The organism is Neobacillus sp. B4I6 (assembly GCF_050434045.1).
Lineage (GTDB): Bacteria > Bacillota > Bacilli > Bacillales > Cytobacillaceae > Neobacillus.
On record NZ_JBNPWB010000001.1, the window covers coordinates 153,276 to 176,959 of the forward strand.

Sequence of the window (23,684 nt, forward strand, 5' to 3'; positions counted from 1 at the left end):
GAGCATGAGGTAACTTTAATTTTATAAAAACCTATCGCTTCATCGCTTTCTTACCAAATGCCACAGCCAAGATGATGATAATTCCTTTGATAATCATTTGCTGGCTGACATCCAGACCCATAATAATCAAACCGTTGTTGATCGTACCGATCATTAACGAACCAACCAGTGTTCCGATAATCGTTCCTACACCGCCAAACAAGCTTGTACCACCAAGAATAACCGCAGCGATAACAGAAAGCTCATCCCCTTCACCGAAGGAAAAACGTCCTGCATTCATACGGCCCGCATAAAGAAGACCTGCTAGACCAGCCATTAAACCAGTTCCAAGGAAAACGATCAGCTTAATTTTCATCGTTTTAACACCTGAGAATCTTGCAGCATTTTCATTTCCGCCTGTCGCAAGAATCTGACGACCAAATGCTGTTTTACGAAGTAACACATGAGCAATGACAGTAAATACGATAGTCCAAACAAGAAGAACCGGAATTGGACCAATGTCACCAGATCCAAAAATAAAATTGAAATTAGCATCTACAATCGGTACAGGTGCCGTGTCGGTTACCCACATGGCAAGACCCTTTATAGCTCCCATTGTTCCCAGCGTTACTAAGAAGGATGGAATCGCTACTTTTGTTACAAGCAAACCATTGATTAAGCCAACCACAAGTCCTGTACCTACACCGCCAATGAGTCCTCCCACAATGCCATAACCGGCTTGGATTGCCAATGCACCTACTAGGGAAGAAAGAGCGGCAATGGAACCGACAGAAAGGTCAATTTCTCCTGTACTGATAACAAATGTCATCGCCAACGCCATTAAAGAAATGGTTGCTGTTTGTCTAACAATATTTAATAAGTTTCCTGAAGTTAAAAAACCTTCATTACTTAAGCTGAGAGAAAAATAGATTAATACTCCTACGAAGGCAAAATAGACAATATAATTGCGCCACTCGAAACCTTTCAATACTGGAGTTGCTGGCTTTTGTATATTAGAAACCTTGGATTGCATATTGTAATTCCTCCTCTGATTTAATCTCCCTGCGGGTCATCTCCTTTTTAATTTTCCCATCATGCATGACGACAACACGGTCACTCAAGGCAAGCAGTTCTGGGAGTTCGGAGGAGACCACAAGGATCGCCTTGCCGCTTTCGGCCATTGCTCGAATAATTTCAACGATTTCCGTTTTTGCACCGATATCGACGCCGATTGTTGGTTCATCCAACATGAGTACGGTAGGATCATTCGCCAGCCATTTGGCGAGAACGATTTTTTGCTGATTACCGCCTGATAACAACCTAGCTTGTTTAAAAATATGATCTGTTTTAATATTTAGCTTCCGTACAAAATCCTTACTAATTTCATTGGATTTTTTATCATCAATAAAAGTTCCTTTTTTAACCTTCGAAAGAATTGGAAGAATCATATTATCCTTGACACTATGTTCAAGGACCAATCCTTGCATCCGGCGATCCTCTGGAATCAAAGCTAGACCCGCATCGATTGCATTTCTGGCATTTTTAATGGATTGCTTCTCACCATTTACGTAGATGTCTCCACTGTCAATTGGATCAATCCCAAAGAGACTTCGAAGCAATTCAGTTCTGCCGCTTCCCATCAACCCGGCAATTCCGACAATTTCGCCCGGCTGAATTCTAAGATTGATATCTTGAACCTTCCCCGCACTTAAGTTTCTTACTTCAAAAATTGGCTCTGCCTCATGGGAGTAAGAACGCTCCTTCCATTCAAAGGCCTGGTCAAACTCCATGCCAACGATATGCTGAATGACCGTGTCAAGATTGGTTTCACTGCATGTTTCTGTTGTAATATATCGGCCATCCCGTAAAATCGTAATTCGGTCACATATTTCAAAGATCTCATCCATCCGGTGTGAAATATAGATGATGGAATATCCTTTTGCTTTCAATTTGTTAATAAAGCTAAATAATACTTCTGTTTCATTTTTGGTTAAGGAAGAGGTTGGCTCATCCATAATGAGAATTTTCGCTTCTTGGGAAAGTGCTTTGGCAATTTCCGTCATCTGCCAATAGCCAACGCCAAGATTTTGCACAATATCAGTTGGTTTAATATCTACGCCTAATTCCTCTAACAGTTTTTCCGTTTTCTTTTCACAATCTTTGTCATCGAGCAGTCCTAATGAGTTTTTCTTCTCACGTGTAAGATAGATGTTTTGGGCAACGGTAAGGGTTGGAATTAAGCTAAACTCTTGGAAAATCATCGATATATTATTTTTTTGTGCTTCTTCATAACTTTTAATACTCACAGGTTTTCCGTCAATCAGAATGTCGCCGCTATCTGCGGTATAAACACCTGTTAGAATTTTCATTAACGTCGATTTCCCGGCACCATTTCCCCCCATCAAGGCGTGAACTTCACCTTTTTTCACGGAGAAATTAACATCTTTTAATACGGGAATCCCGTTAAATGCTTTACTAATATTTTTCATTTCTAGAATAGGTTGTTCCATCCAAGTTCACCTTCTTTTCGTGATAGAGGCTGCTTTTCGGGCAACCCCTATCCTATTTTTTATTTCATTGCATCTTGAACTGTTTTTGGTGCTTCTGTCCCGTAGATAAGCTTCCAAGAATCTAATACATTATCTTTTGTGACTTTAATCGATGGCGAAGCAACATAAGCTGGTGCTTCCTTACCTAATAGTGCATAACCTGAAAGAATCCCTAGTGCAACACCTTGGTCATATGGCAGCTGGGCTCCAAGTCCTTTTACGATTCCATCCTGTGCAATCGAGATCGCAACGTTTGTGCCTAAGTCAACAGTTGTAACGACTAAATCATTTTTACCCGCAGTACGTGCAGCTGCCATAACACCTTCAGCTGGTACATCCCAAGGGGCAAAGATTCCATTTATGTCAGGGTTTCTTGTAAGCATTGCAGAAGCTACTTTTTCCGCATCGTTTGGACCGGTAATACCACCTTTTGCTACAATCTCAATATTTGGATATTTTTCTTTCATTCTTGCTTCAAAGGCATCCGAACGATTTTTGGTTACAAAGAAGTTTACATCGTGATACACAATACCAACTTTACCTTTTCCACCAAGTTTTTCAGCCATAATGTCCGCTGCTGTTGCTCCGTTACCCATGTTGTCACCCGACACAATACTAATGTAATCTTTTCCAGGGACAAGACCTTCTGCAGCTCCATCCATAAATACTAATTTAACCCCTTGTGCAACTGCTTTTTTATAAGCTGGTGCCGTAGAAACGGCATCAACCGGAACAGAAATCATGATGTCAGGTTTTTTTGCTAAAACCGTTTCAATATCATTTACTTGCTTTTCTGCTTTGAACTGTGCATCTGTAACAGCAACTACTTCAATGCCCATTTTCTTAAACGTATCTTGCATCGCACCAACTGCAGCATTCATATAGTCGGTACCAGAGTAATGCATAACAATCGCCGCTTTATATTTTCCATCCTTAATCTTTTTAAGCTCTTCTTCTGTTAGTTTTAATGATTTTGCCGAAACAGCTTGTTCGCCATTTGGTCCTTTATCTTTTACTTCTAAATCCGGAATCGCTGGATTAATCGTTAATGGACCTGATGCTGTTTCCGAATAGTTTTTATTCTTTGGTTGCTTTGCTTGTTCACCTGAAGTGGCTTTATTGCCGCCACAACCGGCTAGGACGATACTTAAAATCAATAATAATAAGATCGAAATTGAAAAACTCTTTTTCATTTAATAACCCCCACTATGTTTGTTATTTAGTTGAAGCTCGTTATTTTGTTGGCACCACCTTACAATCTTAAGTGTGGCACCACCCCCTTTACATAAATTAAAGTTTATTGAATTTTGACTAGTAATCGTTTACATTCGAGAAATTTCATGAAATCCAAAAAATGTAAAGGATTACATGTCTTTTTAAAAATTTTTAAATACTTCTTACCGACTCCCTTACAACCAACTGGTCAGCTAAGATAATTTGCTCGCGTTTGACTTCCTCTTTGCTGATGAGCTTCATTAGTAATTCCATCGCGTTCTCTCCGATTTCGAATGCCGGCTGTGCAATCGTTGTAAGACCCGGTTCGAATATGGAGGAAAATTTCAGATTATCAAAACCTAGAACCGAAATATCCTCAGGCACATTAAGACCCCTAGATTTAATCGCTTTAATCACGCCCATTGCCATTTCATCATTTGCAGCGAATATCGCCGTTGGGAGTTGGCCAAGGGCGAAAAACTTCATCATGAGATTAAAACCGCTATCAAATGAGAAGTCACCCTCTTGGACTAACACGGGGTCAACGATAAGGTTTTTCCTTGCCATCGCCTGATAAAATCCTTTGAGGCGGTCTCGGCTCAACACGATATCGAGAGGTCCAGTGATGCAGCCAATTCTTTCGTGTCCCAAGTCGATTAAATATTCCATTGCCTTTCTGGCACCACTGATGTTATCAATCGAAACAGTTGGGATGCTAGAGCCTTCAATATACTCACATGCCAGCACCACCGGAAACCTTCGGGCCACCTCTTCAACAGCTGCTGCATCCATTCTGGCGGTTAATAAAACCATTCCATCTGCTTTTTTTTGCTGCAGGATGTTTAAATACCCCTTTTCTCGTTCCAAATCATTGCCTGTATCGCCGAGTAAAACCTGATATCCATTTGCAACAGCGACAGCTTCAATACCCCTTAACACCTTTGAAAAAAAGGGATTTGTAATGTCCGGGACAACGACTAGGATCGTTTTCGTTTCGAGCCTTCTTAACTGGCGTGCTAGGATATTAGGCTGATAATTCAATGCTTCAATCGCCTTTAACACTTTTTCCGCCGTTGTTTCCCTTACTGTTTCAGGCTTGGTTAATACTCGGGATACTGTGGCAGTAGAAACATTAGCCCTTTTTGCTACATCTACAATCCCAACCATCTTTGTCCTCTTTTCCTTTCCAGTTTCTATACTCAGATTGTAAACGATTACAAATTTGTCGTCTAATCGCCTCCAGACAAGCTTTTTGTCCATTTGACTGTTAATTTCATTCACCCAGAAAGCCCTTTCATTCATTCGAACAAAAAAAGCATTTAAAAAAAAAAAATAAGACCCAGTAATTTTTCATTACTGAGCCTTACTTTTACAACGATTTACATTTTTGCAATTCAACTAGCTTATGCTTAGAGACCCTTGCTGTTTCTTCGTAATTTTTAAAATGTGCTATATACGTTTGACCAGCCACTTCTATTCCTGTTAAATACTGCAAATTAATAATAAAAGAACGATGAGAAACAACAAATCGCGAATCAAGGAGCTCTTCGAGATTCGTTAACGCCTCATTTAATTCAATTTTTTTATCAATCGTATGAATGACGGACTTTCGTTCTGCTTTTTCAATAAAAATAATCTCGTCTAACGGAATAAAGGAATATTGATTGTGCTGCTTGATCATTAAATCTTTTTTGACTGGAGCAGGAGGCGGAACCGTGCCGGTTTGCTTCGAAAGGGCTGCTGCCCGCTCTAAAGCGGAATAAAGCCTGTCCCGTTCAATCGGTTTAACAATGTAATCAATTGCATTTACTCCAAAGGCTTCCAGCGCGTATTCATCATGGCCTGTGATAAAAATAACCTGCAAGGTTGGCAGAATTTTTTTACACGATTTAACCGCTTCCATTCCGTTCAATAAAGGCATGTTAATATCAACTAACACGATGTCAGGCTTTTCCATTAACACCTTATTGATTAAATCCTCACCATTTACTGCTTCTCCGACAATTTGATAGTTCGGAACAAATTTAATCAGATGCTTTAACAATTTTCTAGATGCCGCATTATCCTCTGCAATCAAAACTTTCATAAATCATCCCTCATGTAATTGAAGTTTGGTTAAAACTATTATCACATCGATTGTTACGGAACCTTTCTACGTATTAACTAGATAATATGTGAGAAAATGATGATAAATAGCCCCTTATTATTTATTTAATTTGCAATCGTTTACGAACCTTAACTACTTACAGTATAAGACAGTTCATCTAGTTAACAAAGTTTTTTTGAATCGAAAGGGATTGGTGGAGAAAAAATGAAAGTCAACTATAGGGATAATTTATATAAGGAAGTTCTTCGGACCATGTCCGAATGTGTCATGATTCTTGAAAAGTCGGGGAAAATGGTTGCCTTAAATGAAAATGCAGAAAAAATACTGGGCATTAAATCAGAGTTCTTAACTAAATCCAGCTTAATGCAACTAGAATATGTTAAAGAAGACGGATCACCATTACCCTATTCCCAGTTACCAGGAATAATAACACTTAAACACGGTATTCCTTTCTATAATTTCATATTGGGTATTAACAACGGGAATAGTTATATAAAATGGATTTCAGTAAATTCAACACCTCTTAAAATTTGTGATAATGAAGAACAGGCTGCCCTTGTTACAATTTCTGATATCACCGAATGGAAAAATACGGAACATGATTTAATTCGAGCTAAAGAAGAGGCAGAAAAAGCAAATATGGCCAAATCCGACTTTCTGTCTAAAATGAGTCATGAACTCCGTACACCATTGAATGGAATCCTTGGTTTTGCACAGCTATTAGAAATGGATGAAACCTTAAATAAAGAACAGGGTGATTTTGTCCAAGAAATTTTAGGTGGTGGAAGACATTTATTAAGTTTAATTAATGATATTTTGGATGTATCAAGAATAGAGACAGGCCAATTAAAAGTTTCGATTGAAGAAGTTGATCTGCTGACCATTATCAATGAATGTATCAATATCGTGCAACCGCTGGCCAAGAAAAAAAGAATCAGTATTCATAACCAATTGGATCAATGGCAAACCGTCTTCGTTCTTGCCGATCCCATTCGCCTTAAGCAAATCCTTCTTAATCTTCTCGATAATGCGATTAAATATAACCGGGAAGGCGGAAAAGTCATTATTTTCTCTTATTTGAAAGGAAACGATCAATTCATTCATTTTGTGGATACTGGGGTCGGACTTTCAGATGAAGAATATCAAAAAGTGTTTATTCCATTTTATCGAATTGAAGGGACACAAGAAGAAGGTACAGGCATTGGATTGTATTTAGTAAAACAGCTCGTCCAGCTAATGGGGGGCAACATTAGTGTAACGAGCCAAAAAGGAGTAGGCAGTGATTTTTTCTTTAGTCTGCCGCTTCCGAATGATTTAAAGGCTGTCATGAGATGGGGTGAAGAGGTTGTACTTACTGAGGGAAATTTCCGGAAGGCAGATTGCTACCGTTTGCTGTATATTGAAGATAACGAGTCGAACTTGAACTTAGTAAGGAACATTATGAAATCGCAGCCTTCCTATACGCTTTTATCAGCTCGTACAGGAAAAGAAGGATTAGAAATGGCAGCGAATGAAAACGTGGACTTGATTCTGCTTGATTTAAACCTCCCGGATATCCATGGTTATGAAATATTTGATATGTTAAAAACAATGAAACAAACAAAAGATATTGCGGTAATTGCTGTAAGTGCCAATGCGATACCGCAGGATATTCAATATACATTAGACAAGGGGTTTGATAATTACGTGACAAAACCCTTTAATGTAAAAGAGTTTTTGACCATCATAAGAGAGACGCTGAATAGTACTATTAATCAAAATATTCCGGATGATAAAATTTTAAGCACTGGGCCGCATGGAGAGGAGGCTGTTTCAGCCAAAACACTCCAGTTATCTTTGAAAGACCTGAAAAAGCTTAAGGAAAAGAATTATAAGGCGGCTATTGCGATGCACTATACAGAAAATGATTTTTCAACTGCGATCATTAGTGGTTTGAAAGATACTTTTGAAAAAATGGGTATTGAAGTTGTTGCTGTTACGGATGCACAATTTAAGGTTGCAAAACAAATTTCAGATATCGAAATAATCATGGCTAAAAAACCAGATGTTATCGTAAGTTTACCGGTTGATCCAGTTGCAACTGCTCCCGCTTTTAAAAAGGCTGCAGAAGCAGGAATCAAACTAATCTTTATGGATAGCATGCCTGCAGGATTAGAATTTGGCAAAGATTATGTAAGCGTTGTATCATCCGATAACTATGGAAATGGTACATTTGCCGGCGAGATCATGGGTAAAGAACTTAAAGGAAAAGGTAAGATTGGTGTTATTTTCCACAATATTGATTTCTTTGTAAATAATCAGCGTGTAAAAGCATTCGAAACGACGATTAAAGAAAAATATCCAAATATTAAAATTGTTGCACGTGTTGGAATTACAACTCCAACCGATGCTGAAAAAGTAGCCTCTGGTATGTTAGCAAGAAATCCAGATTTAGATGGTATTTTTGCAATTTGGGATGAACCAGCGGAAGGAGCACTAGCTGCAGCTCGTAAAGCAGGGATAAATGATATAGTCATTACTACAGTTGATTTGGGAAGTAATGTGGCGCTTCAAATTGCTTCTGAAGGAAATATAAAAGGTCTTGGAGCGCAATTACCTTATGAAAATGGAGTTGCTCAAGCAATTATTGCGGGATATTCATTACTTGGTAAGGAAGTAGCTCCATTCTATGTTGTACCAGCAATGAAAGTAACAAAAGAAAATGTCTTAAAGGTTTGGAAACTGGCTTATCGTCAAGATCCTCCGGATGCGATTCAAAAGTACTTTTAATTAGTTCGATTATACCGGTGACAAGAGTCATCAACCCCAATATTACCGTATATGAATTTTTTTATGGGAGAGGCCGGATTCACGCTGAAGCCGGCCTCTTTTCATGGTGACCGTTTTCTCTTTTCGAAAATTTATTTTTGCACCAGAGCCAAAAAACTTACTATTTAGTCTGTAAGGATCAAATTTAGCTTTCAGAGGAGAAAAATCAATATCGGATGAAAGAAATGAAGGAGCATTGGCTGCGGCCCGTGCTGCAGGAAGAGATGATTTGGTCATCACGACGATTGATTTAGGTGCTACTGCAGCTTTAGAAATGGCCAAAGATGGACTTATCAAGGGATTGGGCGCCCAAATGCCATACCATCAGGGAGTCGCCGAAGCAATCTTGGCAGGGTATGCGCTGCTTGGCAAACAAGCACCTGCCTATGTAGCTGTCCCTGCTCTAAAAGTAACAAAAGAAAATCTCCTTGACGCTTGGAAACTGGTTTATAACCAAGATGTTCCGGAAGTCATTCAAAAGTACTATGATAACTACTAAAACCTACAGAGGCTTATAAAAAATGGCTCTTTTCGTAAACTTTGTTGCTTTCTGTACTAATTTTTGCATACTTTAAAGACTCATTCGGACAGGTTTGGTGAATCCAAGGGCAATCCTCTCTGGGACAATACCTCCGTGTGGGACTGGGAACGTGTCTAAAGTGATTCGCGGTCAAAAAGACCGAAGCCAGTTATCCCCAGTTACTTGATGACCTTTCCTTAAAACCAACAAGCTGAGTGGGTCTGACCCCTATACTCGTTACTTTATAAATAGCCAGCCTTTTTTGTTAAACCAAAAAATCATGACTATGACAATGATCGCCATTACCCCAAGAGTGACAATATACCCGTATTTCCAATGTAACTCTGGCATATGATCAAAATTCATTCCGTACACGCCCACGATAAATGTAAGTGGCATAAAAATGGTTGTTATAACAGTAAGTGTCATCATGATGGAATTCATTCGATTGGATTGAATGGACATATAATTCTCCCTCATATCAGAAGTAACATCTTGATTAGAAGCCATCATATCCGTTAACTTCATCAAGTGATCATAGATATCGGAAAAATAATGGTGAAGTTGCCTTGTGTCCTGAATCCGCTTCGAGTTTATCATCCGGTATAACAAATCTCTCATAGGAGCGATCGTTTTTCGCAAACGAATCAGATCTCTGCGAATCTCATAAACCTCATCGATGATTTTTTTGCTGCTTGCTTCCTTCTCTTCATATTCATTAAGTTTGTCCTCAATTTGATGTATTATCGGAAAATAGCAATCAACTAATTCATCTATTATGTTATGAAGAATATATAACGGACCAACCTTTTCCATTTCTTCACTGACAAATAATTTCTGTTTAACCATGTCTTTTGCCTTATCCTTCTCTTTATGGAAAGACACGACATAGTTATCTCCTACAAAAACATCTATCTCCTTGCACCTAATGTTTTACTTAATGAATGAAAAATAAAGAAAAGTACTCCATCATAATAATTCATATTGGGACGCTGGATAAAGTGCAAACAATCTTCAATGGCCAATCTCAATCTTGGTTTACAGCTGAACCTAGACATGTAATTAAATCGAAAAAAAATGTAAAAACAAAACTCTAATAGCTCCAACTAAAAATTTATTTAATATAAAGGAGATCTTTTAGTTCATTTTCCACTTATTTAATCTATAATTAAACTAATACCCCCCTGAGGAATTACTACATACTTTGGACCCCCAAAATCTTGGGGGTCCAAAGTATTGTTAACCAGTAAGTCTATTTTTTAGCTTTTGCTTCTATTGATAAAAGTTTTAGCTGGACTAGCTGGATTCGAACCAACGATCAGTACATGGAAAAGAAGATTGAAGAACAATTGCCCATTAGCCTTGAGACCTTACTAACTGAGGTTCCGTTGGAGCCAAATTGGGGCATCAAGAAAAATAGTGAAGGTAAGAATACCTTTTGGTTCGGATTCAAGGCACATTTAGCAGTTGGAACAAACAGCCAGTATATCTTACAATCTATGATGACTTCCGCTAGTTTGAACGATGGAAAAGCAGCTATTCCTCTTCTTAAAGGGATCAAGGAAAGTCTTCCTTCGCTACCCATTCGTTATGGTCTTATGGATGCTGGTTATGACTATGTACCAATCTACCAACAGCTTCTGAATATGAAAGCTTATGGAATCATTGCTTATAATAAGCGCAATGAAGGAGAATTGATTGGCTTTGATGAACATTTTGCCCCGACATGCGTGAGAGAACATTCTTATCAATACGAAAGATATGATGAAAAGTATCGTTCCTTGAAGTACGTACGACCAAAAGAGTGTGATACCTGTCCGTTATCCAAGGATTCTCTTTTTCAGAAGGTCTACAAGGTGTAGATTGAAACAGATATCAGAAAATATACGCTCCAGGACGAGGTTCTGAAGCTTGGAAAAAACTTTATAAACAAAGAACTGCAGTTGAACGTGTTAATGCATATTTAAAAGAGTTTTTCCAATTAAAAAATGTTCGTTACCGCTCTGGTAAAAAGGCTAAAGTCCATTTTGACTTAGTTACTTTAGTGTACAATTCAAAAAAACTAACTGTAGATCGAATCAACAAGCAAATGAAAGAAATGAAACTAGTGGCCTAATTTTTTAAAAAAAATAACAAATAAAATTGAGCTAATATAAAAATTACAATTAACCATTATGAAATTGACTCAACTATTTGAATCTAACATTTATTTGTTCCATTTATTTTATAGAAGCTTTCTCCTCCACTAAAGATTCAACAAAATGACCTCGTTTTACGGACATTAATAGTAGGTAAGAAAGGCCACCTACTGCTATTCCTAAAAACCAGTTATAGGTATAGAGTGTTTGTAGAGAAGGTATGATTAGTCCAATTAGAGCCACAATTACACCTATTCCCATAGCGATAAACGCCCGTGGGTTCCAACCGTTTCGATAAGTATACTGCCCATCTTTAACAAAGAAACTATTAAGATCATATTGACTACGTCGAACTAAAAAGAAATCAACAATCATGATGCCGGAAACTGGTCCTAAAGTTCCTCCAATAGCCCCCACTATATTAAATATAGTGTTAGCGTTGTTAAACCAGAGCCATGGAGCAAAAAAAACACCGATCACGATTGAAATAATTCCTGCTTTCACAAAATTGAGCTTACTCGGAATTAAATTTATTAGATCATATGCAGGCGATACAACGTTTGCAACCACGTTAACGGAGAGAGTAGCTATTAGTAAAGCGAATGCACCAATCAATACGACAACTGGATGATCCTGAAATTGAAGTAAAAGTTGTACTGGATCGGTTATTGGCTTTCCAAAAGCAATGATGGTTCCTGCAGTGATCATTATGCTCATAAAGGCAAAAAATGTCATCATTACGGGTAATCCTACGGCCTGACCAATAACTTGATCCTTTTGGCTTCGAGAAAAACGGGTAAGATCAGGGATATTTAAAACTAAGGTAGCCAAAACACCAATCATCCCGGTAACGGAAAGGAAGAAACTTTTCCAAAATTCCCCACCATGAATTTTAGAAGGGACTGAGAAAAGTGGACCGAAACCATGTGCGATATTTACTGCCCAATAAACTAACCCTAACCCTAACACAATAACAAGCGGACCTGCCCACATTTCAAAACGTCTTACTCGTTCCATTCCATGTGAAATTACCCAGGCATGAAGCAGCCAAAAGGTCCCAAAAGCAATCCAATCATTTAGTCCCATCCCCAAAAATGTATAGGCACCAAGGGAAACCCATTTAGGATAAACAACAGTTAAAACTGCTCCAACTGCCTTGCTGCCAGCATAAGCCTGAACAGCAAACCAAAAAATCGCCACGAACGCCCGAATTAAGACAGGGACATGGGCCCCTTTGTATCCAAACGAGGCTCTTATCAAAACAGGGAATGGTAAACCATATTTGGCACCCCCAACACTGTTCAAACAAATAGCCACAATCAATGCTATGTTTGAGAGTATAACAGCCCCGAGTGCCTGCCATACACTCATACCCATTGCAATTAAGCTTCCTGCAAGCTCATATGAAACGATGTTGTGGATCATTCCCATCCAAATCATGGAATACGATCCCCACCCCCAATTTCTTCTTTCTCTTGGCACCGGTGCAAGATCTTCATTGTATAATGAAGGATCTGGATTAATAATATTGATAGAATTTGTATCCAAAAGGATCACCTCTCCATTTACGTTTCCTTAATGATTAAATTTTGATAGATGAACAGTGTGTACCCCAAAAAAGAGAATTACATGAAATAGGGCAACTTCACGTGGAGTGATTCTGCCCCCAAAAATTCATTATTCCATACTTTTCATATCATAGTTCTGCGTAAAGTTTTGTATACCAAATAATAAAACTAATTATTTTATTGTTACTTGATCATGCCCAAAATTCTTTAGCACACCAATATATTCTTTTTTCTCTGGATATTTATAGGTTTTTAATTTACTGGTTTTCTTTCCTAGGTCAACAATGGATTCCGCAAATTTTACAGCTGCAACCACTCCATCTATAACTGGAACTCCTAATTCCTTTTCAAGGCTATCAGCAAATTCCGCCATACCTGCACAACCAAGTAAAATTGCTTCTGCATTGTCTTCCTCTACCGCTTTTTTTCCTTCCTGCCTTAACATTTCAATACCTGCTTCTGGATCTCTCTCAAAATCCAAAACACCCATAGGTGTTGTACGTATATTGAGAACACGCTTATGCATTCCATAGGAGTCAACAAGTTCTTCTAACATGGTTTTAATTCTTGGTAAAACTGTAACAACGGAAAATCTAGCAGCAAGAATGGATGCTAGATATACAGAAGCCTCAGCAATTCCTACAACAGGTTTGTCTGTCACTTCTCTAGCAGCATGTAAGCCTGGATCACCATAGCAGGCTATAACAAATGCATCTACACCTTCTTCTTCTCCCTTTTTGACTTCCTCAATAACCCCAGGGATACTTAAATATTCATCATAAAAAGATTCAATTGATACAGGACCCATTTTAGGACTTACTGCAAGAATTTCCGTTTCTGGACGTGCTGCAGACTTTGCAGCGTGTTCAATTCCTTTTGTCATAGCTAATGTCGTATTTGGATTGATTACTTTAATTTTCATAAATGTCTTTCCTCCCTTAATGGAAATACTCTTAAACCTAAAAATTTGATTTTTGATTTTTTTATGAGTTGAGCCTTATGCATCATTTTTAACTACTTGACTTTCAATACTAAAATTTGCATTTGTAATTTCAGGCTGATCATAAACATTGCAAATCCAAAATTTCATTAAGGTATAGTACAAGACGATTGATATTAGCAATGCAGAAACAAATCCATAATCTGGGAAAAGAAGGACAGACAAGCCAGCTGGTATATAAGCAATTAACGCAGCAGGGTTCACGTTTTTCCAATATTTATATTGGCCGTCTACTTTGTACAGTTCATCTACATTCAATCTTCTTTTTCTAAGTAAATAATAATCTGTAAACATAATGCCTACGATTGGTGCTAGTGTTGCTGTTATAACTAGTAATATTTGAGGAACAAACTCCGCATAATTCCAGGGTTGAATAAGCAATCCTATTACTCCGGCAATAATAGCCCCTCTTGCAAATGTAATTTTACGCGGGAAAAGGTTTACGATGATGTATCCTGGAGGTAATAAGTTTGCACTTATGTTTGTAGACCATTGAGCTAATATCACAAAAGCTAAACAAACAATTAAAAGGAATGGATTATCTTTGCCCATCGTTTTGACCATAGCATCAATTGGATTCCATGTACCCGTTGCTACACCACTAGTTAAACCGATAATCGTAAACAATAACATGGATCCTACCAAACCAATTGTGTGAGCCCAAAAGCTACCTTGATTCAATTTCCACCATGTATGTTCATTTCTATCAGACTTTGATTTTAAGAAACGTGTGAAATCTGGGGCATTTAAAGCCATGGTAATATAAGTCCCCATCATAACGACAACAGCATACCCCATTGAAACGCCACCATCTCCTCCATGGGAGAAAATCTCACTGAATGTTAAATGATTCTGTTTCATAATAAACACTTGCAAAACAACACCAATAATTAAAATACTAGGAGATGCCAGCCATTCAAATTTTGTAATAGCCTCCATTCCCATAGCTGTATTAATAATTTGTACCGTACCAAATAAAATAATTAATAAGGTAAGATTCGAGTACCCTGTTAACGTCTTCATGATTACATCTAAAGCATACGCACCCATCCATGTTTGGAAACCAAACCAGAATACTGCGGGAATTGCACGAATCAGAGCAGGAATATGTGTACCTAAATAACCAAAGCATGCCCTAATATAAACTGCATAAGGTATTCCATATCTTACACCAATATCTCCTAATAATGTTAAAAGAACAGCAACGATTAAATTACCAAGAATACAAGCAATAATAATTTGCATAGGGGATAATGCAGGGTATAGCTGAGCTGCCGTAATGGGAGTTACTAATTGTACAGCAATCCCTACCCATAAAACTAGGTAAGCTAGTGATGACATTTTTCTTTCACTGCTCGAAGTGGGCATGATATCCTTACCGATTAAACTAATTCCTTTTTCGTTATCTTGATCCAAGAAAATACCCCCTATATACTTTCATTTATATTAATCGTATCTTTACCGAAAATAAATAATATTCAGAATTATTTATTTGTATACAATCCCTTTGTATGGCAGTCAAAGAAGACCGCCATACTGTGAAATCAGATGTGCTTTAGAACCGTTTCATAGAGTATTTTTGTAGCTGTGAAAATATCATCAATCTCTGCCCACTCTTTTGGACTGTGGCTTATCCCATTACGGCACCTTACAAACAACATACCTATATCTGTTATTTCTGCTAATAGCATGGCATCATGTCCAGCCCCGCTAATCATAATCGGTGCATCGATCCCTAGTTCCTTACATGATTCCTTTAAGGAATTTATAAGATTTCCAGAACATTTGGCTGGTACTGCGTCCACATTTCTTTCAATCTCATAAACTAACCCTCTGGATATACTTACTTGTTTAATTTTTTCTTCAATTTTCTGGATAATATTATTCCGTCTCTCCAAATCGATATCCCGAATATCGAGGGAAAACTCTACTGATTCTGGAATGATATTGCTTCCTCCAGGAAAAGCAGTGATTCTTCCGATAGTCCCAACAGTAGGAGCTTTTGGGTCCATCATACATAGTGTTTCTACTTCCTTAATTACCTCTGCTGCTCCTATCATTGGGTCTTTTCGGAGATTCATTGGAACAGTTCCAGCATGGCCGGCTTCTCCTATAAGCTTTATTTTGAACCACGAAGGTCCGGCTATTCCACTTACTATTCCCACTGGGTAATTATTCTTTTCTAAAAATGGACCTTGTTCAATATGCAACTCGAAATATGACTGAATATCTCCAATACCGCGTACTGATAGTTCAATACAATCAGGATTAATATCAAATCCAAAGGTTTTAAGGGCCTGATATCTTGAGACATTGTTGTCGTCTACTTTTTGTAAATCCTCTTTTTTAATTTTTCCAACCATACCCCTGCTTCCAAATAACCCATCATTAAACCGTGAGCCTTCCTCTTCACAAAAAGCTACCACTTCAATTGGATGATCATGGATAATATTGGACTCGTTAATTGCGTGAACAATTTCAATCCCTGCTAATACCCCGATAACCCCATCAAATTTACCGCCATTTCGTACGGAGTCAATATGAGAACCGATCATAACAGGCGAGAAGCAGGGATTCTGCCCCTCTTTTCGCCCAATTAAATTACCAAAATGATCATGTGTGACAGTGAGTCCGGCTTCTTTCATCCATTTAGAAACGAGCAAAGTAGCTTCTCGATCTTCATTACTCAATGCAAGACGTTGAACGCCGTTATCAATTGTTTCCCCTATTTCCCCCAATTGATCAATATGAGTCTTTAATCTTTCTTTGCTGATGGTTACTGTTTTCATACCGTCCTCCATTTTTTTGAAACATTAACTTTTTCTTAACTCAATTGTTTTCTCGTCATCTACTTTTTCTGAATCAGTAATGACAACTCCATATTCCATAGAGGATTTTTCTTTGGAAATAAATCCGTCTAAGTAATCGGACAGCACCTTTTCCGGATCCCTTTCGAATGGATTGCCGTATCCTCCACCACAAGGACCAACTAATTGAATGGTACTTCCAGATTTTGCGTGTCTGTTCGGAAGTTTAGAAGGCAGTTTTACAAGTTCATTAGTTTCTTTGTCTAAGATAGACAAGCTTCCAACAGAACCTGATTTCCCTTCATCAAAGCCCCAAGGTGCAAATTTATAGCCGTCTGCTTCCACAGAAAAACTTCCATCAGCTAAGAAAGTGACTTCTCGGATAGACCCAATTCCACCACGCCACTTACCAGGAGCACTTTCGTTATCTCTTAGCTCATAACGATTTACTCTTAGAGGGTAGTGGGATTCAATATCTTCAATTGGGTTATTTCTAGTGTTTGCGTATAAAGTATCAACGGCATCCATTCCATCTTTTCCATAGCGGCCGCCGTAGCTTCCTTCCATAATATCCATGTAAACCCAGTAATTTTCATCCTCATTTTTACCACTAAAAGCAACCACTTGAAGGTTACCTACCCCTGCACTTACCTGATGTGGAACCACCTGGGCTAATGCTTTCATTAAAGTATCAGCTACAATATTTCCTGAGTTGAAACGAGCAATAGTTGGCGCCGGAAAAATAGGATTACATAATGTACCTTTAGGAGCTACAATCTTTATTGGCCGTATTAACCCAGAGTTTTGCGGGAAATTCCCATAAACCGTTGAATCTAGTAAGATGGAACGTAAAGTTAGATAGATAGCAATATCCACAGTTCCTACTAAAGGCATATTGATTGGCTTATCTGTCACTTGAGGGGCAGTTCCGGTTAAGTCAACAGTCAAATCACTTCCTTCAACCTTCACTGTTACCTTTATTCGTAAATCTTTCTTGGTAGGATCATCACTGTCTAAATATCCATCTAAAAAGCCTTCGGCACTGTATTCTCCATCTGGGAGCTTTTTAATCGCATCCCTCATCATCTTCTCTGAGTAATTCATTAATTCTTCACTGGCAGCTTGAACAGTTTCTAACCCATATTTCTCAATAATCTCGATATACCTTTGTGCTCCAATTTTAGCGGAAGCAATTTGTGCCTCCATATCGCCGACGACTAATTTCGGTGCACGAATGTTATCCATTAATAAATCCCAAATATAACGATTTTTTACTCCTTTTTCATACACCTTTATGGCTTTAAATTGAAGGCCTTCAGCATATGCATCAACCGCGTCTACAATTCCACAGCTTCCTGGTGTGGATGCTCCAATATCTAGATGGTGTGCAGTGGTAACGGAAAAACCAATCAGCTCATCCTTATAAAACACAGGGATGCAAAACCCAACATCGGGGCCGTGGGAAGCTCCGTGATATGGTGAATTATGCATAATGACATCCCCAGGATTGAAAGTATCATTCCGCTCCTCCATAATTTGACGGATTCCTTTTACATACCCTGGAATAGGTCCGGATTGAAGCGGAGTACTATGTGAAGACTCACATAACTGCTGTCCTTTGATATCTACAAGCGCACAGCCAAAATCTTCAGATTCTCGAATAATACTGGAATAAGACATCCGGGCAAGCTTATGCCCCATTTCTACTGCAACATTTTCTAAAGCACCGAGGACAACCTGAACAGTAATCGGATCGATCTTTTTTACTTGGGTACTAATTTGTGTCATCGCCTATACACCTACCTTGATAATCATATTTCCGTATTCCTCGATATAAGCGGTACAGTTGGGAGGAATGACAGTGGTTGTATCTTTTTGAAGCACGATACACGGACCATTAAATTCCTTACCGACAGGAATCTTTTCTCTTTGATAAAATTTTGTTTCTACTTTTTCAAGGTTTCCCTTGATATTAAAAATCGTTTCACCTGTTTTTAATAAGGCGTCTTCCAACTGATAATCGTGATGGATCGCCTGCTTTTCAATTTTTGGCATATAACCCAAACCAGTTACGCGTATGTTAACAAACTCAATTGGGCTTTCAAGGAAGTTATGTCCATATTCCGCTTTATGACTCTCGTGAAAATTATTCAATGCTTCAATAATTGTTTCTTGGTCAAGCAGCCCACTTGGCAAATCAACCCGAAGTTCATATCCCTGACCTGCATATCGGCAATCAGCACTTCGCAGCACCTGAATATCCGTCTCTTCAACACCGTCTTCTTTTAATTGTTCAATCAATTGATTTTCTAAAACAGTAAAATCTTCATTCAGCGTAAGGAAATCTATATTTGTGCTAAACATAAATTCAGTTTTAATCACGTCATACTTTAAATCAGTCGTTAATAGACCGGTGGCAGAATTAATTCCTGGATATAACGGGACAATGACCTCTGGAATATTCAATATTTGAGCGACATCCACAGCATGCAGCGGACCTGCACCGCCAAAAGCAACCAATGAAAATCCCCTTGGGTCCTCACCTTTTTGAATGGTTTTTTCTCGAATGGCATTGGCCATGTTGTTATTCATGATTTGAAGGATACCTTCTGCTGTTCTTTCTCTGCTAAGCTCTAATTTCTCAGCTAATTCATCAATTACCTTGTATGCGGCATTAGTATAGATTTTCATCTCTCCGCCAAGGAAGTTATGCTCATCAATTCTTCCGAGCACGACGTTTGCATCACTTACTGTCGGCTTTAAACCGCCATGACCATAACATGCAGGGCCCGGACGAGAACCGGCGCTTCTTGGTCCTACCTTGAATGCTCCACCTTCATCAAGGTGAGCGATACTGCCACCGCCAGCCCCAATGGTATGAATATCAATCATAGGTACCATAACAGGATAACCGGCAATCCATGTGTCACGAGCGGAGGATTCACTATAACCACTATCTGTGATAATTCCAATGTCGGCACTAGTTCCTCCAACGTCAAAGGTAATCAACTTTTGACGGTTTGTTAATTCTCCGGCCCACGCTCCTCCCAGGATGCCTGCTGCTGGACCTGATAACAGAGTATTGACAGGCTTTTCAGAAACAGTTTTTGGTGTTGCCACACCACCATTTGAACACATGATATGAAGTTCTGCAGAAACTCCGGAATCCTTCAGGCGCTGTTCTAGGTTTTGGATGTAGTTTTTAACTTTTGGCCCAACAAATCCGTTAATGGAGGCTGTTGTAAAACGTTCAAATTCACGAAATTGCGGTGAAACTTCAGATGATACAGTGATAAATGCTTCTGGATAATCTTCCTCAATAATTTCCTTTACTCGTTGCTCATGTGCAGGATTGATATAGGAAAATAAGAAGTTAACAATGATAGAATCAACCCCCTTTTCCTTTAACTTTGCGACTGCTCCTCGAACTTGGTCTTCTTCTAATGGGGTGATGACTTGGTCCTTAGCTGGACCCATTCTCTCGGCAACCGCTAAACGATTTCTTCGTTGTACTAACGGTCGATCCTGCCAGGGAATTTCCTGCATGATAGAATAATTTTGAGGTCGCTGATGCCGCCCGATATGTATGATATCCTTATAACCCTCTGTTGTAATCATTCCGGTTTTAGCCCCGTCGTACTCAAGGATCGCATTTGTAGCAATTGTTGTTCCATGAAAAACATGATCAATTTCAGTTCTATCAATATTTTGACGCTCACAAAGTTCAAGCATTCCTTGAACAACGCCTGTGGATGGATCATCCAAGGTTGTTGGTACTTTGTGAATAGCTGTCATTCGTTTTTCGGTATCGTTATAAATTACATCTGTAAAAGTTCCACCTACGTCTACGCCAAATAATTTCATAACACTTCTACCTCCTTTGTAATGTCTTCAAACTTTATAATGCAAGAACCGTGCCAAAATAAAATGCGGATAAAACAAGAGATTATTGAAGGAATCTAATTATAAAATTGCAAAACTGCAATTTAAAAATAAAATAAAGGGTGTTTATATTCGTAAAATTCATAAAAATAAAACTAAAAAAGAAATATTGCAAAATCACAATAAGAATTGCAATTTTGCAATATTAATGTTGTACTTTTGAACTTTTCGAGTAATGGTAGACGCATCTACCCCTAATTTTTTACTTGCCTCCTTCATTGTTGATGAAGTTTCTAATGCTTGAATGATCATTTGCTTCTCAAATTGCTCGACTTCATGTTTTAAATTTAGAGTTTTAGCTACTGAACCAGTTGGTTTTCCGGTGGACATAACAAGCTTATCTGGTAGATCCTTTAACTCTATATGCTTTGTTGATGATGTAAGAACTAGTCTCTCTATAGTGTTTTGTAATTCTCTTACATTTCCTTTCCATTCATAATCAATAAAAAATTGTATAACTTCCTTATCAAGTGTTTTATATAATTTATATTTTTGACCAAATGCTTCTAAAAAATGGGTGATCAAGAATGGGATATCCTCTTTTCGTTGAGATAAAGGGGGTATCGTAATAGGTATGACAAATAAACGATAATATAAATCTTCGCGAAAGATTCCCTGTCTTACCATTTCCTCTAAATTACGATTGGTGGCTGCAATAAATCGAACATCTACCTGAACAGGTTTTGTTTCTCCAAGCGGAGTAAATTGTTTTTCTTGTAATAATTGAAGTAATTTAGCTTGTAAATTAAGCGGTAATTCACCAATCTCATCTAAAAATAACGTGCCTTTATGTGCAGCAAGAGCTAACCCCTTTTTGCCATCTTTATTTCCACCGGTAAAAGTACCTTTTCCATAACCAAAAAGCTCAGATTCCATAATGCTTTCTGGGATTGCTCCACAATTCACTTTTATAAATGGTGCATCTTTTCTATTACTCAAATTATGAATCGTTCTGGCTAAAACTTCCTTACCTACACCGGTTTCACCATTCAGAAAAATGGTTGCATCAACATTTGCAACTCTGCATGAAAGCTCATAAATTGCTTCCATGGACTTAGATTTAACAACGAATTCTTGATCTTTCTTTTGGAGAATGCTAAGTTCCTGTTGAAAATAGTCAAGAATATTTTTCGTTTCTTCTAATTTTTTTTGGAGGTTAGATACCTCCGTTACATCTTTAGAAATATTGATGATCTTGCTTAACGTCCCATCTGAATGAAAAATAGGATGTCCTTCAACTATTAACCTACGTCCAGATTTTGTCGTTTGATTCATAGTAATCTTGCGTTTATCCTGAATGACATGCTTGGTTGAGGATTCATCAATCACTCCATTTTTCTCTAAAACGGAAGCAGATCTGCCGACAAGATCAGATTCCTTTACACCAAGAATTTGTTCACAAGCGTTATTAACCCGCAATACCATTCCATTTGCATTCGTAATCGTAACTAATTCACCACTCAAATTCATAATCGCTTCCAGTTCTTGTTTAAGTTCAATTACTTTTGTAGAGTTATTAATAAAGGTCTGATAGATCTTTTTTTCAAAGAAAAGCACCCCTCCGAGTTTTCCTTTTACTAAGCAGCTGCTCCATAAACACATATCAATATTAGAGAAATTATTAGTTATCTCAACATTACCATCTTTGATTAATTTAATAATATTACTACCCGGTAACACATCCTGTATAAATTTCTTGTAAGGCTTTTGCAGATTGAGAATCTTTTCACATAATGGGTTTGCAAAATGGATTACACCTTTGAAATCTACCAATAGAAGGCCGAAGGGAAGATTTTTACCGATCTCCTGCAATGAAAACAAATTGACATCCTCCTTTTATCTTCTAAATATCGACATGGGTAAACATATACATTTAAAATTATATTTGTTCAATAATTCTGCTAAATTCGAGAAAAATCCTTTTTATTTCGGTCTAGATATTTTGTTAATGTTTACCTATAGACTGCTTCTCTTTAGAAAACCAATAAAAAAACGACCTTCATAGTACAAGAATCGCTAAAATTCGTAGAAAACAAAGTTTGAATTTTTAAAAATTTCTCTTAGTTTTTGATATTCCTACCTCTCTATTTTATATGGAATTGTCCATTCTTTTCCCCCCTGGTTTAAAAAAATTTAAATTGCTCTTTACAAATTTGGGAAGAAAAAAATAATTTGTAAACTCCTTTCCTACCTTTAAATGAATTACTAATTAGAATTCAGTTAAAAATTTCTATTCTTTAATTAAGATTCATGCTGAAATCCGCTCTCTAGTGAAATAGAATGTTATTTGGTAGGTAATTATTCACATTCAAAAAATCAACACTTCGAATTTTAAAATAGATATATATATTTAAAACTGGTGATAATAATAATGTATTCCCCATTGTAAATAGCCTTTGCTCCCGTTGAGCAAAGGCTATTTTTTTCGAGTTCTATTATACATTGGTACTTTTCAATTTTATTTCTTACTCCTTAACTAACTTATAAAAAGTGGTTTTTTTAACCCCTATTTCTTGCATGGCCTTCACAGCTGTCATCTCTCCGGATTTCCATTTATGATAAACTTGTTTAAACTCTTCGGTAATTACAGATTTCGGTCTTCCAAAAGCTACGCCATTTTTCAAAGCCACATCAATGCCTTCACGCTGTCGTTTTCGAATTGGATTGCGTTCGTCTTCTGCCTTCCAAGAAAGAATTTGTAATACCAGATCTGCAATGAAGGTGCCTAGACTGTCTTTAAACTGAGTGGTATCCAATAGAGGCATATCCAATACCACAATGTCAGCCTGAGTATTTTTCGTAATGTCATTCCACTCTTGTAAAATTTCTTCTTTGTTCCGACCAAAGCGATCAAGCGAATGAATATAGAGAACGTCCCCACAGAGGAATTAAAGAAAGTTTCTTAAAATTGTTTTATGTTAATAGGTCTTATATAGTATAAAGGATCTTCCAGTCGAAGATCCTTTTATACTGCTTGTTAAACTAAACGTATCCTTAAGCCACCCGTGCATCGCACGCTACACCACAGAAAATGAAATTGGGTACCCTCGG

At 37.8% G+C, this 23,684-nt stretch carries 15 protein-coding genes and 2 pseudogenes; 3 read left to right on the forward strand and 14 right to left on the reverse strand.

Annotated elements, in window-relative coordinates; translation table 11 throughout:
* Window positions 1–31: 31 nt before the first annotated feature.
* The 5 genes from QF028_RS00835 to QF028_RS00855 all read right to left on the reverse strand — a co-directional run bounded on the left by QF028_RS00835 (window position 32) and on the right by QF028_RS00855 (window position 5,829).
* On the reverse strand, window positions 32–1,012 hold the full coding sequence (locus QF028_RS00835; protein WP_429463390.1) for an ABC transporter permease: 981 nt from the start codon (window positions 1,010–1,012) through the stop codon (window positions 32–34).
* Window positions 993–2,489, reverse strand: coding sequence for a sugar ABC transporter ATP-binding protein (locus QF028_RS00840; RefSeq protein WP_429463392.1), 1,497 nt, complete (start codon window positions 2,487–2,489; stop codon window positions 993–995). The genes QF028_RS00835 and QF028_RS00840 overlap by 20 nt, the downstream gene beginning before the upstream one ends.
* A 59-nt stretch (window positions 2,490–2,548) precedes the next feature.
* The gene (locus QF028_RS00845) at window positions 2,549–3,721 is read right to left on the reverse strand and encodes a substrate-binding domain-containing protein (RefSeq protein ID WP_429463394.1); all 1,173 of its coding nucleotides are present in this window, start codon (window positions 3,719–3,721) and stop codon (window positions 2,549–2,551) included.
* A 193-nt stretch (window positions 3,722–3,914) separates the two neighbouring features.
* Window positions 3,915–4,910: a LacI family DNA-binding transcriptional regulator gene (locus tag QF028_RS00850; RefSeq protein WP_429463731.1), complete on the reverse strand. Its 996-nt coding sequence runs from the start codon at window positions 4,908–4,910 to the stop codon at window positions 3,915–3,917.
* Between the two features lie 202 nt (window positions 4,911–5,112).
* Window positions 5,113–5,829, reverse strand: coding sequence for a LytR/AlgR family response regulator transcription factor (locus QF028_RS00855; protein ID WP_335401805.1), 717 nt, complete (start codon window positions 5,827–5,829; stop codon window positions 5,113–5,115).
* A 225-nt stretch (window positions 5,830–6,054) separates the two neighbouring features.
* On the opposite strand from QF028_RS00855, the gene QF028_RS00860 reads away from it, so the two are divergent.
* Both QF028_RS00860 and QF028_RS00865 read left to right on the forward strand, forming a co-directional pair.
* Window positions 6,055–8,619, forward strand: a complete 2,565-nt coding sequence (locus QF028_RS00860) for a substrate-binding domain-containing protein (protein WP_429463396.1) — start codon at window positions 6,055–6,057, stop codon at window positions 8,617–8,619.
* Window positions 8,620–8,854: 235 nt separating this feature from the next.
* Window positions 8,855–9,157: a hypothetical protein gene (locus QF028_RS00865; RefSeq protein WP_429463397.1), complete on the forward strand. Its 303-nt coding sequence runs from the start codon at window positions 8,855–8,857 to the stop codon at window positions 9,155–9,157.
* Between the two features lie 258 nt (window positions 9,158–9,415).
* Here the strand turns inward: QF028_RS00865 and corA are convergent, their stop codons facing one another.
* Window positions 9,416–10,063, reverse strand: a complete 648-nt coding sequence (gene corA / locus QF028_RS00870) for a magnesium/cobalt transporter CorA (RefSeq protein ID WP_429463399.1) — start codon at window positions 10,061–10,063, stop codon at window positions 9,416–9,418.
* Between the two features lie 443 nt (window positions 10,064–10,506).
* Here corA and QF028_RS00875 point away from each other — a divergent pair.
* A pseudogene (locus QF028_RS00875) lies at window positions 10,507–11,294 on the forward strand (transposase); the annotation flags it as partial.
* 103 nt (window positions 11,295–11,397) lie between these two features.
* Here QF028_RS00875 and QF028_RS00880 read toward each other — a convergent pair.
* The 8 genes and pseudogenes from QF028_RS00880 to QF028_RS00915 all read right to left on the reverse strand — a co-directional run.
* On the reverse strand, window positions 11,398–12,864 hold the full coding sequence (locus QF028_RS00880; RefSeq protein WP_429463401.1) for an NCS1 family nucleobase:cation symporter-1: 1,467 nt from the start codon (window positions 12,862–12,864) through the stop codon (window positions 11,398–11,400).
* A gap of 192 nt (window positions 12,865–13,056) precedes the next feature.
* On the reverse strand, window positions 13,057–13,806 hold the full coding sequence (locus QF028_RS00885) for an aspartate/glutamate racemase family protein (RefSeq protein ID WP_429463403.1): 750 nt from the start codon (window positions 13,804–13,806) through the stop codon (window positions 13,057–13,059).
* Between the two features lie 75 nt (window positions 13,807–13,881).
* A complete protein-coding gene (gene ncs1, locus QF028_RS00890; RefSeq protein ID WP_429463405.1) occupies window positions 13,882–15,300 on the reverse strand; it encodes an NCS1 family nucleobase:cation symporter in 1,419 nt (472 codons plus the stop codon).
* Between the two features lie 128 nt (window positions 15,301–15,428).
* Entirely contained in the window at window positions 15,429–16,673 is a 1,245-nt protein-coding gene (locus QF028_RS00895; protein ID WP_429463407.1) for a hydantoinase/carbamoylase family amidase, read from the reverse strand.
* Window positions 16,674–16,697: 24 nt separating this feature from the next.
* Complete coding sequence (locus QF028_RS00900; RefSeq protein ID WP_429463409.1) at window positions 16,698–18,479, reverse strand: hydantoinase B/oxoprolinase family protein; 1,782 nt, start codon at window positions 18,477–18,479, stop codon at window positions 16,698–16,700.
* A gap of 3 nt (window positions 18,480–18,482) precedes the next feature.
* Window positions 18,483–20,555 (reverse strand): hydantoinase/oxoprolinase family protein, encoded by a 2,073-nt coding sequence (locus QF028_RS00905; RefSeq protein WP_429463410.1) that lies wholly within the window; start codon window positions 20,553–20,555, stop codon window positions 18,483–18,485.
* A 195-nt stretch (window positions 20,556–20,750) separates the two neighbouring features.
* A complete protein-coding gene (locus QF028_RS00910) occupies window positions 20,751–22,454 on the reverse strand; it encodes a sigma-54 interaction domain-containing protein (protein ID WP_429463412.1) in 1,704 nt (567 codons plus the stop codon).
* 644 nt (window positions 22,455–23,098) lie between these two features.
* Window positions 23,099–23,512 (reverse strand): annotated as a pseudogene (locus QF028_RS00915) (recombinase family protein); the annotation flags it as partial.
* Window positions 23,513–23,684: the final 172 nt, after the last annotated feature.